Below are 4462 nucleotides of genomic sequence, written 5' to 3'. Positions count from 1 at the left end.
TCCCTGGTGGGCGGGGTCGGAGCTATGATCAACAGGCGGGCGGGCGTCTGGGGAGACGCGGAGCCCGTCCGCTGCGGGTGTCGGCCGCAGAGCGCTGAGCGGCCCGAATACGGCCGCGGGGGCGGGCACCGGCGGGGTGGCCTTACCTGGCAACCGCGCCCACGGAGGGGGCGGCCCCGCTACCGTGTGAATTTGCGCCACTGATCTAGGCATGGAGGCTTAGGTGTCGGACACAGAGGATCTCGGCCCGTCTTCCATGGATCTCAACACGAACGTGCCCCACTCCGCACGGGTCTACGACTACCTGCTCGGCGGCAAGGACAACTTCGCCGCCGACCGCGCGGCGGCCGAGGAGGTCGTCAGGATCGCGCCCTACATGCGGACGTCCTCGCGCGCCAACCGCGACTTCATGGTCCGCACGGCCCACTACCTGGCCGCCGAGCGCGGCGTCAGGCAGTTCCTGGACGTCGGCACCGGCCTGCCCACCTCGCCCAACCTCCACGAGGTCGTCCAGGCGGTGGACCCCGCCTGCCGGGTCGTCTACGTCGACAACGACCCCATCGTCCTGGTGCACGCCCGCGCGCTGCTGACCAGCACCCCCCAGGGCATGTCGCGCTACATCCACGCGGATCTGAGCGAGCCGGAGACCCTGCTGGACTCCCCCGAGCTCCACGAGGCGCTCGACCTGGAACGTCCCATCGCGCTGTGCCTCATCGCGGTCCTGCACTTCATCAACGACGAGGACCTGGCCCGTTCGGTGGTCCGCCGCCTCATGGAGCCGCTCGCCCCGGGCAGCTTCCTGGCCCTGTCCACGATCACGCTCGACAGCGCCCCCAAGCAGGTCGCCGCCGCCGTCTCGGAGTACAACTCGCGCGGCATCAACTCCAAGGCCCGTCCGAAGGCCGACGTCGTGAAGTTCTTCGACGGCTTCGAGCTGCTCGAACCCGGCGTGGTCCCCGTCCACCACTGGCGTCCCGACGACGCGGCCAGGTCCATCGACGACTCCCAGGTCTCCATGTACGGCGGCGTGGCCCTGAAGAACTGACCCCGGCGTCCGTTGTGACGGTCCAGGTTCGGCCTTGCCGAAGGGTTGTGCTCGCCCGGACCGGACGCCACCGTAGTGCCACGGTGAGCGGCCGGCGAGGCGGATGGCGATGGATGTGCAGGCGGCGGGGCGTCCGGACGAGGGGCAGGGCGACATCCTCAGCCGGCTGGAGGCGGTGGACCGGCGCAGGCTGCGGGACGCGCTGACCGAGGACGAACTGCACCGGTTCGCCGAGCAGGGGCGCTCGCGCGTCGTGGTGGTGCTGCTGGCGAGGGCGATAGCCCGGATCCTGCCCGGCCCGATCGGGCCGCTCACGGCGACGGCATCGGTGCTGGTGATGGGCGCGTGGCCCTACCTGCTCGCCCTGGTGGCCGGCGGGTTCGTGGAGGACAACCCGCTGCGCGGCACCACCGGCGGCCTGTTCGCCTTCTCCGCCGCCCTGTCGTCCGTGCTGATGCTGGCCCTCGGCTGGGTCGCCTGGCGGTGGACGGGGGTGCTCGCCGAGAACGTGTCCGACCTGCTGGCCGCATCGGGCGAGCGGAGGGAGTTCATCGGCTGGCTGCACGCGCGCTGCGCCCGGACGCCGCAACTGGTGGCGGGCGCCGCCGGGACGGGCCTGGCGGTCCTGCTGGTGTACGCGGTGTCGCATCAGAGCACCGACTCCGTGTCGGTCAGCGTGTGGATCTACCTGTGCTGCGCCTGGACGGGGTTCGTCGGCGGCGGCGTCATCTACTGGCTCTACACGCTCGCCGAGGTGCCGTTGCGGCTGCACCGGTGCCAGGACCTGCAGATGGCGTGGATGGATCCCGCGCACACGCCCGCCATCGTCCAGCTGTGCCGGGTCTACGGGCGCGTCGCGGTCTGCACGGCGCTGGGCGTTCTCATCGCCGAACTGTCGACCCTGGCCGTCACCAGCGACCACCCGGGATCGCTCATGCGGGGGTTCTTCGTCGGGTTCCCCGTCCTGGCGGTCATCACGGCCATGTACGTCGGCATCCAGCCGTACGTCACGCTCGCGTACCTGGTCAGGCGGCACATCGACACGATCGTGGACCCCCTGATGGCCCAGACGCACCGGCCGCCCGGCGACCTGCTCCTGTCGGAGGACCTGGGCGGCGTCTTCCAGGTGTACGGCCATTTCCGGACGCTGCGCCGGCTGCCGATCAGGACCGCCACGCTGCTGCAGTACGTGACCGGGATCCTGGCATCGCTCGTCGTCTTCTTCGTCCAGCGCTGGGCGTCCTGAACCCGCGTCCGCCGCGAACGCCACCTCTCCTCCACGGCCGCGGCCGCTAGCGTCCGGTGACCGGGCTCCAGATCCAGGCGCGGGTGCGGGTCTCCTTGCAGGTGATGCGCCGCGGCGTGTAGGCCGCGGGATCGATGAGGCCCCCGCTGTCGGTGACGTCCGTGTAGAGCCGGTCGGAGACGATCATGGCGAGGTCGGCGGCGGCGCTCCCGGCGATCCGCCTGAACGCCGGGGCGTCCAGGAGCCGGAACAGGTGGACGAGCGCGGGCCCGGCCACCCCGTGGTCGTCGCGGTGGACGCGTCCGATGTGCACGGCCCCCCGCAGCTTGAGCCGGGTGGCGGGACCGGCCAGCCGGTTGTAGCGCCGCAGCAGGGCGGTCATGTGGTGGGCGAAGGGATCCAGCAGATGGTCGGCCGCGACCTCGGGCGGGACGGCGAACAGCGCGCCGTCGCCGCGGTCCTCGCGGTAGCAGTCCTGCCAGGGCACGCCGGTGATCTCGCACGCCTGGACGAGCAGCGCGTACATCTCGCGCCGCAGGTGCAACTGCGTGCCGGCGTCGGAGCGGGCGCCGAAGCCGCAGATGTCGATGGCGGCCAGCGTGGCGGTGACGGGTCGCGGCAGGTCGCGCGGCCGGGACATGGGCTGGATCACGCGGACGGCTCCGCGTCGGCGGGGTCGCTCCAGAACTCGATCAGCTCGTCCTCGGTCAGCTCGCTCAGCGGCAGGGCCGGGGCGGGCCGCGCGGTGCGCAGTTCCCAGGTGGAGGTCAGCAGGAACAGCAGCAGGTCGTCATCGCCGAACCGGGGCGCCGCGGGGCCGGCATGGCGGCCGCGATGCTGGTGGACGGGATGACGGCAGGCGATGAAGGCGGTGGCGTGAGCATGCATGAGTCGTGCGGTCCTTTGGGGGTCGTCGGGGACTGGCCCCACCAGTACGCCAGATCCGGCCCGTCGGAACCACCGCAAATCAGCGATCAGAAGGAATCGGAACACCTGGGAGGAGTTCAGCACAATACAAGCGGACATCCACCTCATCTCACCTTATTCCCGGGTGAATGCGGTTCGGATACTCGGCCACTTTGCGTCACATGACACAAAGATCACCCCGAGCCGCTCCAGAGTGCTCCGTCCCGCTCCGTAATTCCTCGAACCGCACGTCACAGGCCCGTCCAGGACCAATCGGAACAGTCCGAAACAGCACGCTTTACTCCCCGAGATACCCATAAAGGCCAACGCAGTGAGAGCATCTCCTCGGCATTGACGATCAAGCGCAGGCGATGACCCCATGACACGTTAGGGCCCTAACGAAATGACGACCCACTCCCCGCAGGCAAGCGTCGTGCTGGACGAGTTCGTCCACGACCTTCTTCAGTTCACCCATGCGTGCGGTTCCCCCAGCCAACGCGAGCTGGCCAAGTCGGCCCCCGCGGTGATCGCCCGCCACAAGGACCGGATCAAGGTGCTGCGCCCGCTGTCGGTGGCCGGGATCAGCGACGTCATGTCCCGCAAGCGGCAGCGCCCCCAAGCCTGGGGCTGGGTGGCCGCCTACGTGCTGACCTGCCTCCACTACGTCGAGACGACCGGGGTGGAGCCGGTCTTCGACGGCCCCGCGGACCTCCAGGGCTGGCACGTCCACTACCAGGCCATGCGCGACCGCCTCGACCGGCTCCATCTGGAACCGCCTGCGACGTCCGAACAGCCGGTCCCGGACGAGCCGAGCGAACTGTTCTGGCAGAACATGGACGACGACGCGCTGCAGACCTGGGTGCACAGCCTGCGCAACAAACAGTCCATGGCGCACCGCCGCTACCACGACCTGTTCGGCCAGCACGGCGTCGACCTCCTGATCGCAGCCGAACACGGCGACGCCGACGCCTCCTGCCGCCTGGGCATCCTGCTGCTGTGCCACGAGTACCCCGCCGAGGCCAGAGCCTGGCTGGTGTCGGCGGCCAACGCCGGGGACGAGGCCGCCCAGGTCCTGATCAACGCCGCCCCCAGCCGCCGCGACCAGATGGCCGCCGAGCTCGCCTACGAATTCACCCTGCCCTGGCGCACCGCCGCTACCACGACCTGTTCGGCCAGCACGGCGTCGACCTCCTGATCGCAGCCGAACACGGCGACGCCGACGCCTCCTGCCGCCTGGGCATCCTGCTGCTGTGCCACGAGTACCC

At 70.1% G+C, this 4462-nt stretch carries 5 protein-coding genes; 3 read left to right on the top strand and 2 right to left on the bottom strand.

The annotated features are described in order from the left end of the window. The first annotated feature begins 223 nt into the window (after positions 1 to 223). Together E1298_RS44540 and E1298_RS44535 are read left to right on the top strand one after the other, a co-directional pair. The gene (locus E1298_RS44540; RefSeq protein ID WP_243726224.1) at positions 224 to 1045 is read left to right on the top strand and encodes an SAM-dependent methyltransferase; all 822 of its coding nucleotides are present in this window, start codon (positions 224 to 226) and stop codon (positions 1043 to 1045) included. Between the two features lie 109 nt (positions 1046 to 1154). Continuing rightward, positions 1155 to 2291: a hypothetical protein gene (locus tag E1298_RS44535; protein WP_131903414.1), complete on the top strand. Its 1137-nt coding sequence runs from the start codon at positions 1155 to 1157 to the stop codon at positions 2289 to 2291. 46 nt (positions 2292 to 2337) lie between these two features. Here the strand turns inward: E1298_RS44535 and E1298_RS44530 are convergent, their stop codons facing one another. Together E1298_RS44530 and E1298_RS44525 are read right to left on the bottom strand one after the other, a co-directional pair. Beyond that, a complete protein-coding gene (locus E1298_RS44530; protein ID WP_131903413.1) occupies positions 2338 to 2943 on the bottom strand; it encodes a hypothetical protein in 606 nt (201 codons plus the stop codon). Further along, the gene (locus tag E1298_RS44525) at positions 2940 to 3179 is read right to left on the bottom strand and encodes a hypothetical protein (protein ID WP_131903412.1); all 240 of its coding nucleotides are present in this window, start codon (positions 3177 to 3179) and stop codon (positions 2940 to 2942) included. The genes E1298_RS44530 and E1298_RS44525 overlap by 4 nt, the downstream gene beginning before the upstream one ends. 421 nt (positions 3180 to 3600) lie before the next feature. Here E1298_RS44525 and E1298_RS44520 point away from each other — a divergent pair, with 421 nt between their 5' ends. Then, positions 3601 to 4392: a hypothetical protein gene (locus E1298_RS44520; RefSeq protein ID WP_131903411.1), complete on the top strand. Its 792-nt coding sequence runs from the start codon at positions 3601 to 3603 to the stop codon at positions 4390 to 4392. Positions 4393 to 4462: the final 70 nt, after the last annotated feature.

This window comes from Actinomadura rubrisoli, from assembly GCF_004349215.1.
GTDB lineage: Bacteria > Actinomycetota > Actinomycetes > Streptosporangiales > Streptosporangiaceae > Spirillospora > Spirillospora rubrisoli.
The sequence above is the reverse complement of the archived record's forward strand: the minus strand, read 5'-3'. Positions and strand labels throughout refer to the sequence as shown.

Coding starts and splice junctions, on each gene's coding strand:
- E1298_RS44535 (WP_131903414.1), top strand. CDS start 1,155: ATGGATGTGCAGGCGGCGGGGCGTCCGGACGAGGGGCAGGGCGACATC.
- E1298_RS44525 (WP_131903412.1), bottom strand. CDS start 3,179: ATGCATGCTCACGCCACCGCCTTCATCGCCTGCCGTCATCCCGTCCAC.
- E1298_RS44520 (WP_131903411.1), top strand. CDS start 3,601: ATGACGACCCACTCCCCGCAGGCAAGCGTCGTGCTGGACGAGTTCGTC.